The 15,813-nt window shown below is 40.9% G+C and carries 17 protein-coding genes; 1 reads left to right on the plus strand and 16 read right to left on the minus strand.

Annotation, left to right across the window (positions count from 1 at the left end; translation table 11 throughout):
• From ACOOEY_RS01945 to ACOOEY_RS01980, 8 genes are all read right to left on the minus strand, one after another.
• Complete coding sequence (locus ACOOEY_RS01945) at positions 1-849, minus strand: hydroxymethylglutaryl-CoA lyase (RefSeq protein WP_420386986.1); 849 nt, start codon at positions 847-849, stop codon at positions 1-3.
• A 111-nt stretch (positions 850-960) separates the two neighbouring features.
• Entirely contained in the window at positions 961-1,443 is a 483-nt protein-coding gene (locus ACOOEY_RS01950; RefSeq protein ID WP_420386987.1) for a fasciclin domain-containing protein, read from the minus strand.
• Positions 1,444-1,678: 235 nt separating this feature from the next.
• Positions 1,679-2,488, minus strand: coding sequence for an anti-sigma factor (locus ACOOEY_RS01955; protein WP_420386988.1), 810 nt, complete (start codon positions 2,486-2,488; stop codon positions 1,679-1,681).
• Positions 2,488-3,045 (minus strand): RNA polymerase sigma factor, encoded by a 558-nt coding sequence (locus ACOOEY_RS01960; RefSeq protein WP_420386989.1) that lies wholly within the window; start codon positions 3,043-3,045, stop codon positions 2,488-2,490. The genes ACOOEY_RS01955 and ACOOEY_RS01960 overlap by 1 nt, the downstream gene beginning before the upstream one ends.
• Before the next feature lie 59 nt (positions 3,046-3,104).
• A complete protein-coding gene (locus ACOOEY_RS01965) occupies positions 3,105-3,536 on the minus strand; it encodes an energy transducer TonB (protein WP_420386990.1) in 432 nt (143 codons plus the stop codon).
• Between the two features lie 13 nt (positions 3,537-3,549).
• Positions 3,550-4,245 (minus strand): NAD-binding protein, encoded by a 696-nt coding sequence (locus ACOOEY_RS01970; protein ID WP_420386991.1) that lies wholly within the window; start codon positions 4,243-4,245, stop codon positions 3,550-3,552.
• Positions 4,246-4,256: 11 nt separating this feature from the next.
• Positions 4,257-6,002, minus strand: a complete 1,746-nt coding sequence (locus tag ACOOEY_RS01975) for a TrkH family potassium uptake protein (RefSeq protein WP_420386992.1) — start codon at positions 6,000-6,002, stop codon at positions 4,257-4,259.
• 90 nt (positions 6,003-6,092) lie between these two features.
• Positions 6,093-7,361 (minus strand): hypothetical protein, encoded by a 1,269-nt coding sequence (locus ACOOEY_RS01980; RefSeq protein ID WP_420386993.1) that lies wholly within the window; start codon positions 7,359-7,361, stop codon positions 6,093-6,095.
• A gap of 156 nt (positions 7,362-7,517) precedes the next feature.
• Here ACOOEY_RS01980 and ACOOEY_RS01985 point away from each other — a divergent pair, with 156 nt between their 5' ends.
• Entirely contained in the window at positions 7,518-10,244 is a 2,727-nt protein-coding gene (locus ACOOEY_RS01985) for a WD40/YVTN/BNR-like repeat-containing protein (protein WP_420386994.1), read from the plus strand.
• A gap of 145 nt (positions 10,245-10,389) precedes the next feature.
• Here the strand turns inward: ACOOEY_RS01985 and ACOOEY_RS01990 are convergent, their stop codons facing one another.
• The 8 genes from ACOOEY_RS01990 to ACOOEY_RS02025 all read right to left on the minus strand — a co-directional run bounded on the left by ACOOEY_RS01990 (position 10,390) and on the right by ACOOEY_RS02025 (position 15,723).
• On the minus strand, positions 10,390-10,911 hold the full coding sequence (locus ACOOEY_RS01990) for a hypothetical protein (RefSeq protein ID WP_420386995.1): 522 nt from the start codon (positions 10,909-10,911) through the stop codon (positions 10,390-10,392).
• Between the two features lie 7 nt (positions 10,912-10,918).
• Positions 10,919-11,104, minus strand: a complete 186-nt coding sequence (locus tag ACOOEY_RS01995) for a hypothetical protein (RefSeq protein WP_420386996.1) — start codon at positions 11,102-11,104, stop codon at positions 10,919-10,921.
• Between the two features lie 125 nt (positions 11,105-11,229).
• Positions 11,230-11,589, minus strand: a complete 360-nt coding sequence (locus tag ACOOEY_RS02000; protein ID WP_420386997.1) for a hypothetical protein — start codon at positions 11,587-11,589, stop codon at positions 11,230-11,232.
• Positions 11,590-11,776: 187 nt separating this feature from the next.
• Complete coding sequence (locus ACOOEY_RS02005) at positions 11,777-11,950, minus strand: hypothetical protein (protein ID WP_420386998.1); 174 nt, start codon at positions 11,948-11,950, stop codon at positions 11,777-11,779.
• 98 nt (positions 11,951-12,048) lie between these two features.
• Positions 12,049-12,528, minus strand: coding sequence for a hypothetical protein (locus tag ACOOEY_RS02010; protein WP_420386999.1), 480 nt, complete (start codon positions 12,526-12,528; stop codon positions 12,049-12,051).
• Positions 12,529-12,758: 230 nt separating this feature from the next.
• A complete protein-coding gene (locus ACOOEY_RS02015) occupies positions 12,759-13,352 on the minus strand; it encodes a hypothetical protein (RefSeq protein WP_420387000.1) in 594 nt (197 codons plus the stop codon).
• Positions 13,353-13,637: 285 nt separating this feature from the next.
• Positions 13,638-14,123 (minus strand): hypothetical protein, encoded by a 486-nt coding sequence (locus ACOOEY_RS02020; RefSeq protein WP_420387001.1) that lies wholly within the window; start codon positions 14,121-14,123, stop codon positions 13,638-13,640.
• A 10-nt stretch (positions 14,124-14,133) separates the two neighbouring features.
• Positions 14,134-15,723 carry a hypothetical protein gene (locus ACOOEY_RS02025; RefSeq protein WP_420387002.1) on the minus strand — a complete coding sequence of 530 codons (1,590 nt, stop codon included), beginning with the start codon at positions 15,721-15,723 and terminating at the stop codon, positions 14,134-14,136.
• Between the last annotated feature and the right edge of the window lie 90 nt (positions 15,724-15,813).

Genomic DNA, 15,813 nt, shown 5'->3' on the forward strand with positions numbered 1-15,813 from the left:
TCATGCAGGAAAGACCTCCAGGCTTTGGATCATAGCTTGGTCAAAAGCTGATTTGTCATAGTTGGGAGACTGACCGTGCTCTTCAAGAATAGTCAGTAATTTCTCTGTGGCGATGTTCCCGGTCAGGTCATCCTTGGCCATGGGACAACCACCGAAACCTTTCACGGCAGAATCGAATCTCTCACAACCTACGGCTAAAGCTGCTTCAATTTTCTCGCGTGTTTTCTGAGGCGTAGAATGGAAATGAGCGCCAAATTCTATAGTTGGATAGGCGGTTATGCTATTTTTAAATACTCTCTTAATTACCTCTGAATCAGCAACTCCTATAGTATCAGATAAACTTATAATTGAAATTTCTAATTGCTGAAGCTTTTGAATAAACGCTTCTACTATCTCCTCATTGAAGACCTCTCCATAAGGGTTTCCGAAGCCCATAGATATATAGGTAACCAGTGTTTTCCCCTTCGACATGCAGAGGTTCTGAATCTCCGCCAGCTGCTCCATGGCCTCCCCTATGCTTTTATTTGTATTGCGTTGCTGAAAGGTTTCTGAAATTGAAAGTGGAAAGCCCAGATAATCAATTTGATCAAAGGCCACTGCATCCTGAGCCCCTCTCAGATTAGCGATGATAGCCAGTAGTTTTGTGTCAGTCTCAGTTAAGTCCAACAGGTTCAAAACCTCGGCCGTATCTCTCATTTGTGGAATGGCTTTAGGAGAAACGAAGCTCCCAAAATCCAGGGTATCAAAACCGACTTTCAGAAGTTGATTGATATAAGCTGCTTTGGTTTCGGTTGGTATAAAATCATGCAAACCCTGCATGGCATCTCTCGGACATTCAATCACTTTCATAGTTCAATTTTAGTTAAAGCTTGAATAGGTTCAAAGCGGTTTTCCATTCTTTCTGGAAACGAAAAAAGGTCATCGAATGATGACCTTTTAAGCTGAAACTATAACCAAAAACTACTGCATACTTGGTGGCAGTATCACCTTGTCAATCACATGCACCACTCCATTGCTGGCTTTTACATCAGCGGCTATCACTTTAGCTCCACTAATCTTCACGTTGCCATAAGAAATATCTACCGATACATTCTCTCCTTGTACTGTCTTCGCTTTCTGTCCATTAGATAAGTCGGTCGACATCACCTTGCCTGATACAACATGATAAGTAAGAACTGCTACTAACTTGTCTTTATTTTCAGGCTTGAGTAACATCTCCAAAGTACCCTTTGGCAATGCGGCAAAGGCTTCGTCAGTTGGAGCGAAAACGGTAAAAGGTCCTTCACCTTTCAAAGTTTCTACCAGGCCACCAGCTTTTACAGCAGCTACCAGAGTAGACAGGTTTTCATTACCTACGGCAAGGTCTACAATATCTTTAGATTGAGCCTGAGATTGACTAACTGTCAAAGTCATTAATAAAATAGCACCTAGTGCTGATCTCATAGTTTTGTAAATGTTCATAATTCTGATATTTGTTTTTCCGATTTACCAGAGTTACGACCTGCGAAAAGCAAATGGATTTCCCTGTTTAATCTTTTTTAAAAATAATTAAACATAATTTTGAAAATCTATCCATATACCACCGAGAGGTACTTTTGAAATTAAAGGATGAACCGATGAAAATTCAGATACTACTGATCTGATGACAGAAATGAGAAGTTACAGGCGTCAGAAATGACTAAATGAAGCCCTTCACATAGGTCTTATCTACTGTGGCAATTGGACTGCCACCTTCTTTCTCCAGGGTAACTGCAAAAGCCTTCACTTCGCCTCTGATTATCTTCAACTCCTGCACCAACTGATTATAATCGAAGATACCCGCATCTATAGGTGCCTGTCCGTCTTTAATGGCCCATAGTTGATACTGATGACCATGAGGTGGCTCTGGCAGGTTGTCTACACTGATAAAGACTGCATTCGACTTCCTATTCCAAAACACGTTGGCGTAAGATTCGGGAGCGATATCCAGACCATCCATTCTTACATGGATATTGTCTTCATTGAGGAAGTGAGCTACTCTTAGTTCAGCATACTGAAGCTGTTGTTCCGAATCAGATACTTTTTCTGCCAATACCACATTCCGACTACTGAGACTAACCAATTGATCTTTGGTCTTTTTGAATTGTGTATAGAAGAGGTAGTTAAAGCCCAGACTGATCAAGAGGAGTATAGTAGCTGCAATGGACCATACAGGAACCACATTGACTCTTTTGATCTGCACTTCATCGTCCTGCTCCAGCATATTAATAAACCGCCTCTGCTCCTCTTCATCGATTTGAGAAAGTGCATCACCCAATATATCTTCTGTAGGTTTCTTATCTGCAGCCTGAGCATAGGTTCTTAAGGCATCATGCAGTTCGTCCAGCTCCCTTTGTATTTCCGGGTATTCTCTGGCCTTAGCTTCTACCTCAAGCATTTGTTCTTCCGTCAGCTCACCAGCTACGTAACTCTCAAGTACGCCTGACTCTATGTATTTCTTAACGTCCATTAAACAAATGACCTCAAATGTTTCAATGCAGATCTGATTCTTGTCTTCACTGTTCCCAGAGGTACTTCCAATTGATCTGCTATTTCCTGGTGCGAATATCCTTCAAAAAATGACATATTGATCAAAAGCCTGTATTTATCAGGCAATTGTTCCAAAAGTTGACGAGCCATTAGCTTTTCCAGGCTGTTCTCGCCATTAGGTTCATTGTCCAGCGCAAAAATCTGTACGGCAGATTTAGCAGTCTGTCCTTCTTTAAAATCCCTTGTCTTACGCTTATCCAAAGCGGCATTTCTACTGATGGCCACCAGCCATGAATAGAGTCCGGCTTTTTGGGCATTATAGGCACCAGCATTCCGCCAAACCTTGATCAGTACCTGCTGCAATACTTCTTCAGCCATGGCCTTATCTTGAATAACCCGACTGATGATATTCATTAAGGCACTACCGTAGTAGTCAAATATCAGCCTGACGGCCTGCTTGTCCTGTCTCGACAGTAAAGCAACAATTTGCTCTTCTATAGCAGGTTTTTGTGAGATTGACTGGGTTGCGGTTTGCACAGACTAGTTGATTTAGATGTACAACAGCTACTTTCCTGGATTGTTTATTCCGGAGTCAATTAAAACTTGATGGTATAGGTAATAGTATTCGGTTTCGGCTTGGATTCAGCCTTTTGCTCCTTCTTTTTAATCAGATGATAATTCATCTTCCTATTAGTAGATTGTTTTGATTCAGGAAGTTTAAAGTCAACCTTTAGGCTTCTGTGTAGAGTTACACTCCTCCCCTTGTTAAAGGCTTTCTCGTACTTCAACGAACCAATGAGTCTGATCACCTCTTCATCGCAACCGTAGCCGAGGCCCTCAATGATTTTGATATTCCTGACCTTGCCAAGGCTGTCTACATCATAGGTAGCTTTGACTGTTCCTTCAATCCTCAATTCGAGTGCCTGTTTCGGATATTTTAATTCCTTCTGCAGAAATTGCTTCAACGCTGTTTCCCCTCCTTTATAAAAAGGCTGCTTGAGCATTTCATCTTTCCTTGGCTTAGACATGGCAGGTTCAGACTTATTCTTCTTCGTTCTTCTTCAGGAAGGTATTGAGGTCTTTATTGGCTCCGAAAAGCACCATAATCTCTCCTTTGCTTAGTTTATAGTTCGGAGAAACTACTCCCTTCACATGCTCCTTCTCTACCTTATTACCCACCAGGCTTTTTTCTTCTTCCTTACTAATAATGGTCAGGATGAGGATGTTATAGTCTATTCTCAGGTCAAGCTCGCCAATGGTTTTGCCAACATATTCTTCCGGCACTGTGGCCTCCACAATACTGAAGTCATCGCTCAGCTCGAATGAATCAATAACATTTCGGATACAGAGTTTCTTAGCCCATCGCTCGGCAGTTTCCTGCTCGGGATGTACTATTTCATCGACCCCCAGGGCCAACAGCACTTTCTCATGCAGTGGGTTAATGGCCCTGCTAATAAGCCGCTTTACCTTAAGGTTCTTGAATAAGGCGGTTGCCATTACGTTAGCTCCCTGATCCTCGCCAATCGCCACAATCACTATGTCAGCATCCTTAAGTGGCAGTCCGGTTACCGTGTACTCATCGGTAGCGTCCATACAAATGGTATGCGAAATCTTCTCTTTGTAGGCCTCCACCCTCTCCATCCGATTATCTATACCAATCACCTCATTACCCTGAGCGGTAAGTTTTTCAGAAAGCGAAGCGCCAAAATTCCCTAAACCTAAAATGATGTATTTCATAAGATGAATTTCTAGTTAATGGTAATCTCTTCAGTTGGGTATCTGTAACTCTGGTATTTCGACTTGGCCACTAGAGCAATTACAATAGATAGCATACCCACTCTACCTACAAACATAATGGCAATGATTACTAATTTACTCAGTGTACTCAAATCTGCCGTGATTCCCAGACTAAGCCCCACTGTACTGTAGGCTGAAAAACATTCAAAAGCTATACTCATTAGGTCCTTTTCACTATCGAATATAGAAATGAGCATAATGCCAAAACCAATAGCAATCAATGAAAGGGATATGGTGGCAAAGGCCCTGCGTACTGAAACATCGGAAACCTCTCTTCTGAATATCTCGATTCTTCTTTTTCCCTTGGCAAGACTCAGAATATTCAATGTAGCTATGGCAAAGGTACTGGTCTTAATACCGCCACCAGTCGAAGCAGGGGATGCACCAATCCACATGAGCAGGAAGATGATCATCACAGTCGGAAATTTCATAGCAGTCATATCGATACTATTGAAACCCGCTGTTCGTGGTGTAGCTGCTCCAAAAAGAGCGGTAACCACTTTACCAATGCCATTATGCTCAGCCAATGTATTGTTGTACTCTACTATATAGAAGAATATGAAAGCGACTAAGGTGAGACTGATGGTAGTAATTAATGTCACTCTGGTATTCAGGTTCAGAATCCAGGGCCTGTAATTTCTTTTGAACTTTCCGAAAGAGACAATTCTCAAAAACTGATGCTTGAAGTAAGAAAGGGTGTTGGTCACAATGGTAAAGCCCAAACCACCAAAAACAAAAGTCAGAATAATGATAAACTGAAACAGGTAGTTAAATCTAAAGCCTTCCTGATACAAACTATTCGGTAAGGTTGAGAAGCCTGCATTACAGAAAGCTGATATAGCATGAAAGACTGCGAAGAAAGTTCTGTCGTAGACTGATTCAAAGTCAGCCGGATTTAAAGAAGTATAAACCAGAACCGATGAAACGCCTTCAACCACCAGCGTAATCAGCAAAATAGATTTGATGGTCGAAAAAACCTCTCCCAGGGTACGGGAGCTGGTCATATCACTCAGTGCCAGTTGATTTTCAAAAGTAGACCCTCCCTTAAAGAAGTAACTGAAATAGCTGGCAAAGGTCAGTATACCCAAACCACCAATCTGAATCAGCAGCAGAATAACATATTGCCCAAACTCGGTAAAGTAGCTACCAGTATCCACCACTATCAAACCCGTCACGCATACGGCACTGGTAGATGTGAAGAGAGCATCTACAAAACCCAAGCCATCGTAAGTAGCACGAGGAAGCATTAACAAAAGTGACCCCAGGAGAATGATCCCCAGAAAACTCAGCACAAAAAGCTGTGCCGGGTTTAGAAAAGTTCTTTTGTAATTGATCCGGAATTCAGAAGCCTCTCTGACAAAGACGAGGATGACGCCAAACTCAATGGCCTTCATACCCTGTAGAAAAACAGGGACGGATGAAGAAGTGAGGCCTGTCAGATTAAAGTACAGTACAATCGAGAGATAAATCAGACTGAGGATATTGAATATCAATACCGAAAGCTTCTTCCTTTTGAACTCTATGGCCCTCAGCATCAAGGTTACCAAACCAATGACATTGATGGAGATAAAGAAGGTATCTATGATGTGCTGAAAAAAACCTGATTGATTGAAGCCCAGATCAATGATAAAAACGATTAAGCCCAGAAGGCTAATGATCGAGGCGGCCTTATATATCTTCTTGGTGATTCGCTGCATGCCGACCTGTGTTGCTTTCTGTTAGGCAACACCTGATTAAGCAACCAAGTAACGCATAATTTGTTGCTTGCAGAAGTGTTTTTAGGAGATTTAAAGCTTTATCCTTCTGATCTCAATGGGCCTCACCTTTTCGGCTATAAGGTTCTTGTCTTCGTCATAAGCTCCCCATGGACTATTGGCCAGATAATAGAAGTAACCGTCTTTCACCTGCCCGAGTGTTGGTTCCCCCAGGCTCTCTCCTCCCCGGTTAATCACTCGCTCCATATCTATGGTAAGCCCGGTTTCATTAAGGAAATACTGCATCACACGATAAGGCTTGGTGCCATTATGAATAGCGATGAGTGTATTATTATAATAGTATAAGCCGTCAATGCCCTTGAGCAGTATATCTTCGGGCACGAATAGCTTTTCAACGGCATCATCTTCATTCATGTTAATCCGGTATAAACCGGAAATGTAGTCTGAGAAATACAGGAACTGCTCAGTGTCATCGAGGGTGAGTCCCTGAAGGTTGAAATGAGTACCATCTAAATCGAAGTACTTGCGCGAAAAGGGCCCATAGTATTGAGCCGTGTCGGTCACATTCCTGATGAGGTAGGGTTTAGTACTGTTGCTATGCCAGATTCTTTGTTCACTATCCAGTACCAGGTCTCCTATGATTGAACCATCATCGAACTGTACTCCCTGAACTATTCTGCCTGAGGCCACATCAATCTGAATGATCATGGACTTCCCCTGATCTTCCTGACTGAAGTCTTTCATTTCAGGAAAAGCAGCACTGGCCACCCAAAGCTGCCCGGTAGACTCCACGTATTTCATCCCTAAAACCGAGTAAGGCACCTCAATCCAGTCAGACACGAGTCCATTCGTATCTACTTTTACCAGCTTTTTCTCTCTGATACTCCCCAGAATAATTTCTCCATTATCCATCAATACAAAACTTTCAGGGTGAAGCATTCCCGCATTGATTACGCGGTAGACTTCATCGTGGACTTCTACCCTGGCCAGTTCCTCCTGCATCTCCACTAAGTCCTCATAATTCTTATGATCTCTGATATTGTCGAAGTCAGGGTTATCGACAAAGTTGAAAGTAGCGTCCATCAGCATCATCTGCTTCAAGGTTTGCACTGCTCTGATTTTCCTTCCCGTCAACGACCAGGCGGCAGCCAGTTTAGGCACAATAGCGGGATGATTCGGCCTGAGTTCATCGGCCTTTCTGATCTGCTCCAGAAAAGCATCATAGTCCTGCTTATCATAAGCATCCATGGCAGCCTGATATACAGTTTGAAGGTCTTCCTGCTGCGCCAGCACAGGAACGGAAAGCATCAAAAAAAGCGCAATAACAAATCTCTTGAACATATGCAGGAGTTATTGATCGACATGAGTTTAACAGTTCAACGGAGCAAAGCCCTTAAAGGCTGAAAATGGCCGTCATATTACCATTTATGTAATAGCCTGAGCCTACCTTTGTACTAGCCTCATTTTGCCTTAATTTAACTGCTTTAACCTTAAAATATGATGAATCTTACTGTGAAAACATTCAAATCCATGATGATGGTAGGCCTGCTTTCAACGCTGGCTCTATCAGAATCTGTGGCTCAAAAGATACCTGATCAGGTAGTCAAATCGATTGATTTCAGAGAGATTGGCCCTACCAGGCAAGGTGGACGCTATGTAGATTTTGCGGTGATGGAAAAGTCGCCAAAAGTAATCTATGCAGCCACTGCTTCCGGTGGTCTCTTGAAATCTGTAAACAATGGTCAGTCGTGGGAATTCCAATTCGACAATGAAAGCGTTGCTTCAATTGGAGCTGTAGCACTAGACCAGAAAGACACCAGCGTTGTTTGGGTAGGTTCAGGTGAAGCCAATAACTCCAGAAGTTCTTACTGGGGTGACGGTGTTTACAAATCTACCAATGGAGGAAAAACCTGGCAAAACATGGGACTTCCTGAGTCTCATCATATCGGTCGAATTCTTATCGATCCGAACAATTCAAATGTGGTATATGTAGCCGCATTGGGCCACCTATACTCAGACAACCCTGAAAGAGGTCTTTACAAAACCACTAATGGTGGAAGAACCTGGTCTAAAGTACTGGAAGTTAAAAAGGCTGACGGTAAGTATATCGGTGTTGTCGATGTAGCTATGAGCCCTGACGATCCAAACACTTTGATTGCAGCGGCTTATGACAAAATCCGTACCCCATGGACCTTCAATGAAGGTGGAGAAGGTAGTGGAATCTACAAATCAACTGACGGAGGAAAGAACTGGAAAAAACTGAGCAATGGCCTGCCAGGCGGATTCCTGGGAAGAATCGGAGTGGCCTTTGCTCCAGGCAATGCCAATGTGGTATATGCCAACATCGAAAACGTCAACGTTGACGGCATCTCTGACGAAGAGAGAAGAAGAATGCTTGAAATTGGTATTCCTTTGAAAAGAGGGCAATCAGTAAAAGGCACTGAAATGTATCGCTCTGATGATGGTGGCGAAACCTGGAGAAAAATCAGCCCTGATGGTGAAGATGTAGGTGGATACCCATCTTACTACTATCAGCAGGTAAGAGTAGATCCTAATGACGAAGATCATGTCTACGTATTAGGTATTCAGGTTTGGGAAACTACCAACGGTGGTCAGACCTGGGGAACTCCTTTCAGGTTTGGTGGTGACAACCACGCTATGTGGATTGATCCGGCCGACTCTAAGCACCTTCTATTAGGCTATGACCATGGAATGGGTATCACTTATGATGGTGGTGCTACCTGGTATCACCCTGATGAGCTTCCATTGGCTCAGTTCTATGCTGTAGATGTAGATATGGCTTATCCATATAATGTGTATGGTGGTTTGCAGGATAATGGTTCCGTTCGTGGACCTAGTACAACCAAAGACGGCAGCCCGATTCCATTCGAAGCATGGCAAAGAACTGGCGGTGGTGACGGTATGTATAACGTAATCGACAAAACGAACAACAGATATCTATATAATGAGTCTCAGTTCGGTCCACTTCAGAGACGTGACCTGGTTACAGGAGAAGCCGCTGGTATTCGCTATACCGGAGACAGAAACATGAGATGGAACTGGAATGCGCCTATCCTGGTATCTCAGCACAATGCAAATGTCATCTATCATGCAGGTAACAAAGTATTGAAGTCAACTTACAGAGGTGAAAACTGGGAAGAGATCAGTGGAGACCTGACTAACAATGACGAAGTGAAAGCCAATGGTACCGGTAACATACAGTACGGAACTATCACTACCATGGACGAGTCGCCATTAGATGCCAATGAACTTTGGGTAGGTACTGATGATGGTAATGTGCAGATGACCAGAGACGGTGGAAAGAACTGGACTAACCTGAATGCCAATATTCCTAATAATCCAAAATACTGGGTAACCAGAGTTGAAGCTTCTGCTCACTACCCTGGAACTGCTTATGTAGCATTCAACGGAATGAGAAGAGACGACTTCACCTCTTACCTTTATAAAACCACTGACTGGGGTAAAACCTGGACTTCTATTGCTGCAGGCATTCCTCCTGCGGGTGTAAACGTAATCAGAGAAGACCACAAAAACCCTAACCTTCTATTTGTAGGAACTGAGCTCGGTACTTTCGCGAGTATCGATGGTGGTAAAAACTGGACCAAGTTCATGACGGGTATGCCTACTAATCCGGCCTACGACATGATCATTCACCCAAGAGAAAATGAATTGGTAGTGGCTACTCACGGTCGTGGTATCTTCATTGCTGACATCTCTCCTCTTCAGGGAATGACTGCTGAAGCCATGAATGCCACTGTGAGCCTGTTCGATATTCAGCCTGCTGTTCAGTATGCTGACGGACTGAGCAATGTAACTGCCTACACCAATTTTGATGGGGAAAGCAGAGCACCAGGTACTCATATTCATTTCTATGCTAAGTCTGCGGGGAAAGCCAATATCAAAATCTACAGAGGCGCCAAAGAAATCTATAAGATGGAAGTAGACGCCCAGGCAGGTTTGAACAGCAATATCTGGAGATTTGTGGAAATTACGGGTGAGCGTTCTGAAGAAGACCTCAAGTCAATGGCCGACAGATTCAGAAGATTCGGTATGAGTGAGGATCAGATTCAGGCCAGAATGGGTCAAATGAAATATATCACTACAGGCGTAGGTCCTGGTACTTATAAAGTAGTGGTAGAAATGAATGGCCAGTCTGCTACCAAAGAAGCTGTGGTTATGAAAGACCACTGGAACGGACAATAAACATATTTGAGATAGTTATTCACGTTGAAAGCCACTTCGCAAGGAGTGGCTTTTTTTATTCCAATTCTCTACAGCTATTAATGCCATGTTGAGTGACTACATATTATCTCATTCATTTCAAAGAACACCTCGCAACCCAAACAGATCAATGACTTACCGTCCAGTCGTCAAATTCAACTTTCATCGCAACAAATTGATTATTGATCAGATAAGACTCATCAATCAGGTAAAGCACCTTACGATGCTGTAATATAAGCTTTCTTACCTCCTCCCAAGGTGTATGATTAAACCAATTGGAGTCTAGCAATCTGTAATTGACTAATTCTTCTTTAGATACTTTGAAATAATCGTCATAAGGCTTTTCGATCTTTAATTTTTTAGGGGTATTAATGAAATGGAAGGCGAAAGTTATTGGCTGTATGCTCGGCTTACATTCTTTGCAGTAATAAAACTGATTGATGATGTACTTCCTGATTTGATCCAATGGATATTGTTTGTCCGGTTGTGAATATACCTTTTCTAGGGTCATGACTTTGTTGACCGGATTCTCTTTGAAGAGAATGATGACAGTATCTGCTTTTTGTTGACCTGAGAGAGATGTGGTAAAACTCAGGAACAATAGCTGTATCCATATCGCTTTTCTATTTAAAAGTAACTTTACCATCATAGAATATCTACTTGATTCGCCACAACTTAAATAAAGCTACCCCCAGAAGAATAAAGCCAATACTTTTAAAGACTCCAGCGACTCCAATGACAAAGTAGGTGTCGTAAAGATTAAAGACCCGGGCGTCAAAGTTGAAAAAACTCAATAATATCAACACCAATGATAGACCTAAGAGTAATTTGAGTTGTCTCATTCGATATCACTTTAATTCTTCTTTATAACAGATTAAAATCCTTTCCTTGATGGAACGCTTCATAAATATTAGTGAAAGTCATATCTGATGATTTACAGTTATTTCAATCATAGTTTCCATGGAAATTATTGAATATCATTTTTTTGATAAAAGAACCTGATAGTCACTTTCAGTTCTCCATTGACTGATTTCTGAATAGGCTGAATGATTAATGAATCTGCCTCTTGATACCAGTCTGACATATAAGATGTATCTACCTTATTGCTTAATGTATAATTGTGATTCAGTAAAACAGAACCCAACAATTCCCCTTTGATCAAAATTTCTCGCTTGTAAACAATTTCATTCGTGTCTAAATCAACCTTTACCGATCTTCTAACCTCGTTGGTTAGGTCAGTAAATTCCATCGAAATCTCCTTTTGACCTAAAGGAGAAGTGCATGAGGTGAATACCAACCATAAACTGAAAAATAAACTCTTCTTCATGATCAGGTGATTGTAATTATTTTTGATACCCTTCATAACTCGGTAGTAAGTAGGGATTTTCAACTTACTCATTATCCTTACCAGGGGTATAAAAACCTTAATTTTTCGTATTTCATAAGTTAAAGCCATATACTCATCTCCTTTTGGGAAGGCTCATTTGGTTAATCATAAAGTGTCAAGTCAAATTTTAGATTTCCACTGCGTTACTATCGCTTAGGATTATTTTCACCTCATAGATATTATCGTAACGGTCATGCGTAATGTACTTGTCCACAAAGTCACTCATCTGAAAAGTACTGCCAAACTGCTCAACTGTTACTACCCCATCGACCTTCCCCGACATACAAAGTTTGCTTCTCATAAACAGTATTAATGTACTGACCCTGCTATGATCCACTTTCTATAGAGTCTTCGATTGGAATCAATACCGAATTGGGCTTGGTGAAAACTAATTCCTTCTTATTTCTCTGTCATATCGTAGAAATCAACTTTAATCGCAACCAATAAACCGTTGATTTTCTGCCCCAAATCCACCAAATAAATATCTTTGGCTTCTAATAACCTGCGAGTAATTATCTCCTGATTTGAATCATTAAACCATTTTTGATCAACTACATTCTTCGAATAAATATCTCGAATAGTCAAATCAACAAAGGTACTATCTAACCGTGGGTCAAAAGAGAATGTAAACACCTCCAGTCCGTAGCCCTTATTTGTACAGGTTGAACAGAAAATAAATTTTTGAACCACATATTCTCTTCCTACGTCCATTGGAAAACGTAACTCAGGATGGTAGTATTTTTGCTTACCTACTTCCATAATAAAGTTACTATTCCGCTCAAAAAGGATGTATAAATCAGTCCCTTTAGTTTGAGCTTGACTGCTGGTACTAACCGATAAAACAGTCAACAAGACCATTGCGAAAGTACTTTTTACCATGATTAGAGTTTTAAAAGAAATTTCGTCTTAAGCGATTTAAACTGCTCACGACAAAAACTGTATTTATTTTTCAAGTCTTCATCCAAGCAGATAGATTTTTCAGTTTTATATAAGCCTGACCGTGAAAAGGCCAGGTAGGAATCATCCAATCCCAGACGAATGGATCACCCCTTGGTGGATAAGCTGCAGAATCATCAACAACACCCAAAATACCAAGAGTCGCATGATGCTCAGAAGCACTTTTTAATATCTCCGATAATTTCATAGTTGTTGAAATTAAACTCAGCAAATAAGAGGTTAAAGACAGTCCTTTTAGTACCATCATTTCCTTCAATCACAGCTGAATAGTCGGAAAAGGACAAAAAATGATTAAATGAGAACTGTTGATAAAACGCTTCGCAAACACTATTATAAAGGTTGGAAGTATAGTCTGATGAAGAAACAAAATGCTCCATTGCCTTATGAGAAGGAATTTCTATGCTATTCGTCCAGCTCAAATCACTGAGGCCATACACCGAACAAAAATCACCTATTATAGATTTCTGCAAAAAAACCCATTGCGACTCGCCAGGCAAGAGGTTTCTATTTCTGGAAATATTCATTTTGTATGATGCTTCAAAACATGGCCTTTGTCCGTTGGTAATATCTTGAACACTGGTTTGGAGCTTAACATTGAGTTCATTGACCAATTCCAACCAGTTTTGATACTTCTCTGATCGATGGTGAACATGCTTAATAATTGATTCTTCCAGGCGCTTATTTGGCCTTAAAGAGTCATTGTAGTAATGACCAATAGTTCTTTTTATCTCTTCCCTAACTTTCATTTGATTTAGCCTTTATGTAAACCTCTTCAAAGTTTATGTAGTCGAAAATGCTGCAAAGTATTTGACAGGATTATCAACCCTTATTGGGAACCTATACCCTGAAATCTACTTGATTTACCTTAGTAAATCAGTTCATGCTGAGAACCTTTCTCTGGTTATCCAATAGAGTGCAAGACCAATGATAACCGAATTAATAGAAAGGCTACAGTTTGATAATAAGTCCATTATAAAACTGAATGAAGTAAATACTTTATTTCGTTACTCATAATTCTACACTAAATAGGATCAATGAGTATCCGTCCAGTCGTCAAATTCAACTTTCATCGCAACAAATTGATTATTGATCAGATAAGACTCATCAATCAGGTAAAGCACCTTACGATGCTGTAATATAAGCTTTCTTACCTCCTCCCAAGGTGTATGATTAAACCAATTGGAGTCCAGCAATCTGTAATTGACTAATTCTTCTTTAGATACTTTGAAATAATCGTCATAAGGCTTTTCGATCTTTAATTTTTTAGGGGTATTAATGAAATGGAAGGCGAAAGTCATTGGCTGTATGCTCGGCTTACATTCTTTGCAGTAATAAAACTGATTGATGATGTACTTCCTGATTTGATCCAATGGATATTGTTTGTCCGGTTGTGAATATACCTTTTCTAGGGTCATGACTTTGTTGACCGGATTCTCTTTGAAGAGAATGATGACAGTATCTGCTTTTTGTTGACCTGAAAGAGGTAATTGAAACCCCAGTAACAATAGGTAAATCAACAAAAAAGCTCTAATTACATTTATAGTCTTCACTTTCATATTTCTTTAATATACTTCTATAAACTCCATATCTCATTTTAACTTTATCATCAATTGATTTATAAGCATCTGTTTTATGAAGTCCAACATAAGCCAAAGCAAGGTAAAACTCATTCCAGTCCCATTCCATGGTGTCACCAGAGTTATAATTAATCTTCTTGCCCTGATAGAATTGGTTTTTAAATTCATCTGACAATAGATACGATGACAACTCTCGTACTGACTCACTCAATGACAACAAATAAGACTCGATCATATAATTATGTTGTAAATAATTATCAAATTTATCGTGATTATTATTTATATAATTCCATAATGCAGCAAACCTTTCCTCATTTGGATTCTTTTCCAAATAAGCTTCAAACCCACCAACTTGCTCAGCTTGAATTATAATACCACCAAGCTCTGCATGAATGGTTTCATGAAGAATAGTTCTGGCTAGCTCAAGTTTTGACTTATTGAGACGATTTTTATTCAGGGCTATTGTAAAGCTTGGCTCAGACAAGGTCCCGCGTGGAAATGTTTTCGCGTTTATTGTACCAGAAATAGTATCCTGAACGTCAAGACACAATTCAGCAAAAGGCTTAGTGGTAATAAAGTCAGTCAAATTTTTATATGCCAAATCAGTTTCTTTTAACTTATTCCACACCTCTTGTAAACATTCATTTTTCTTGAAAGCATCTGTCTCGCAAATGCCTGCCTCCCAAAATGCTGCAGCCATTTCCGGATCAATAATCGGAATCTCACCATCTCCTAAATCACAATCATCTTCACCAGCTACTTCAGTATGAGAAAGGTATGAATACTCATAGCAGTCCTTCTCCATGGTGTAGTAGTAGTTGGTACTGGAGTACTCTCCGTCTACATAGGTTTCGTAATAGTTCTTGACCAGATAATAATCACAGCGTGTGACAGTAACCCAGCTACCTCCACCCCCTGTAGACCCTCCCGTTGAAGGTCCACCGCCACCGCCACCAGAGGAGCCATTATCGAAACCTATATTCTCCTCGGGGCAGTCCTTGTCAGGAGTGATGGACCTGACATGGCCGGGTAAACCGGCCTGGTACTCGGTACCACTATCAGGTCCCTTTACTGGTATAATGCTCATTTCACCATCAAACCCTTCCATAGAACCTGTTGCCAGATACTGCAGCAAGAATTCGTCTGTCATGGTGTACCTGACAATAAATGGCTTGTAAGCATTGTTTTCGGAATCCAGTCGCATCACCAGGTTATAGAATTCCCCTGTTCTGGTTGCATTGGAATGAAGGTAAAAAGTGTAGGTGGCTGTACCGGAAGAGTCGATACTTTCCAATATTTTTTCCCAATCAATGGTGAATTCCGGGTCTCCTGTTGCTGAAGCCATACTGAACCTTTCGGTACCATTGGCCAGACCAAGCCGGTCGAATAGTTTGGAAGTTACATGAGGAATGTCTTCTGGCTGGACAGCTCTTCTGCTATTTTGGAGAGCTACTTCGGAAGACTCGTACGGGTCAGCACATGAAAAAACGGCTGCCAGAATTGCGAAAATCAAAACTGATTTCAGTCTGGTAATTAGCATAACACAAAAGTTTAGTTGTGGTTAATGCTAGCATCAGAAAGTGCGTTTTGATTTTACAGGGTTAAACCTAAATTTTACTTTACTTTATTA

Source organism: Roseivirga sp., from assembly GCF_965216855.1.
Lineage (GTDB): Bacteria > Bacteroidota > Bacteroidia > Cytophagales > Cyclobacteriaceae > Roseivirga.

Excerpts from the sequence above, each read along its gene's own strand:
- ACOOEY_RS01945 (WP_420386986.1), bottom strand. The coding sequence starts at position 849 with ATGAAAGTGATTGAATGTCCGAGAGATGCCATGCAGGGTTTGCATGAT.
- ACOOEY_RS01950 (WP_420386987.1), bottom strand. The coding sequence starts at position 1,443 with ATGAGATCAGCACTAGGTGCTATTTTATTAATGACTTTGACAGTTAGT.
- ACOOEY_RS01955 (WP_420386988.1), bottom strand. The coding sequence starts at position 2,488 with ATGGACGTTAAGAAATACATAGAGTCAGGCGTACTTGAGAGTTACGTA.
- ACOOEY_RS01965 (WP_420386990.1), bottom strand. The coding sequence starts at position 3,536 with ATGTCTAAGCCAAGGAAAGATGAAATGCTCAAGCAGCCTTTTTATAAA.
- ACOOEY_RS01970 (WP_420386991.1), bottom strand. The coding sequence starts at position 4,245 with ATGAAATACATCATTTTAGGTTTAGGGAATTTTGGCGCTTCGCTTTCT.
- ACOOEY_RS01975 (WP_420386992.1), bottom strand. The coding sequence starts at position 6,002 with ATGCAGCGAATCACCAAGAAGATATATAAGGCCGCCTCGATCATTAGC.
- ACOOEY_RS01980 (WP_420386993.1), bottom strand. The coding sequence starts at position 7,361 with ATGTTCAAGAGATTTGTTATTGCGCTTTTTTTGATGCTTTCCGTTCCT.
- ACOOEY_RS01985 (WP_420386994.1), top strand. The coding sequence starts at position 7,518 with ATGATGAATCTTACTGTGAAAACATTCAAATCCATGATGATGGTAGGC.
- ACOOEY_RS01990 (WP_420386995.1), bottom strand. The coding sequence starts at position 10,911 with ATGATGGTAAAGTTACTTTTAAATAGAAAAGCGATATGGATACAGCTA.
- ACOOEY_RS01995 (WP_420386996.1), bottom strand. The coding sequence starts at position 11,104 with ATGAGACAACTCAAATTACTCTTAGGTCTATCATTGGTGTTGATATTA.
- ACOOEY_RS02000 (WP_420386997.1), bottom strand. The coding sequence starts at position 11,589 with ATGAAGAAGAGTTTATTTTTCAGTTTATGGTTGGTATTCACCTCATGC.
- ACOOEY_RS02005 (WP_420386998.1), bottom strand. The coding sequence starts at position 11,950 with ATGAGAAGCAAACTTTGTATGTCGGGGAAGGTCGATGGGGTAGTAACA.
- ACOOEY_RS02010 (WP_420386999.1), bottom strand. The coding sequence starts at position 12,528 with ATGGTAAAAAGTACTTTCGCAATGGTCTTGTTGACTGTTTTATCGGTT.
- ACOOEY_RS02015 (WP_420387000.1), bottom strand. The coding sequence starts at position 13,352 with ATGAAAGTTAGGGAAGAGATAAAAAGAACTATTGGTCATTACTACAAT.
- ACOOEY_RS02025 (WP_420387002.1), bottom strand. The coding sequence starts at position 15,723 with ATGCTAATTACCAGACTGAAATCAGTTTTGATTTTCGCAATTCTGGCA.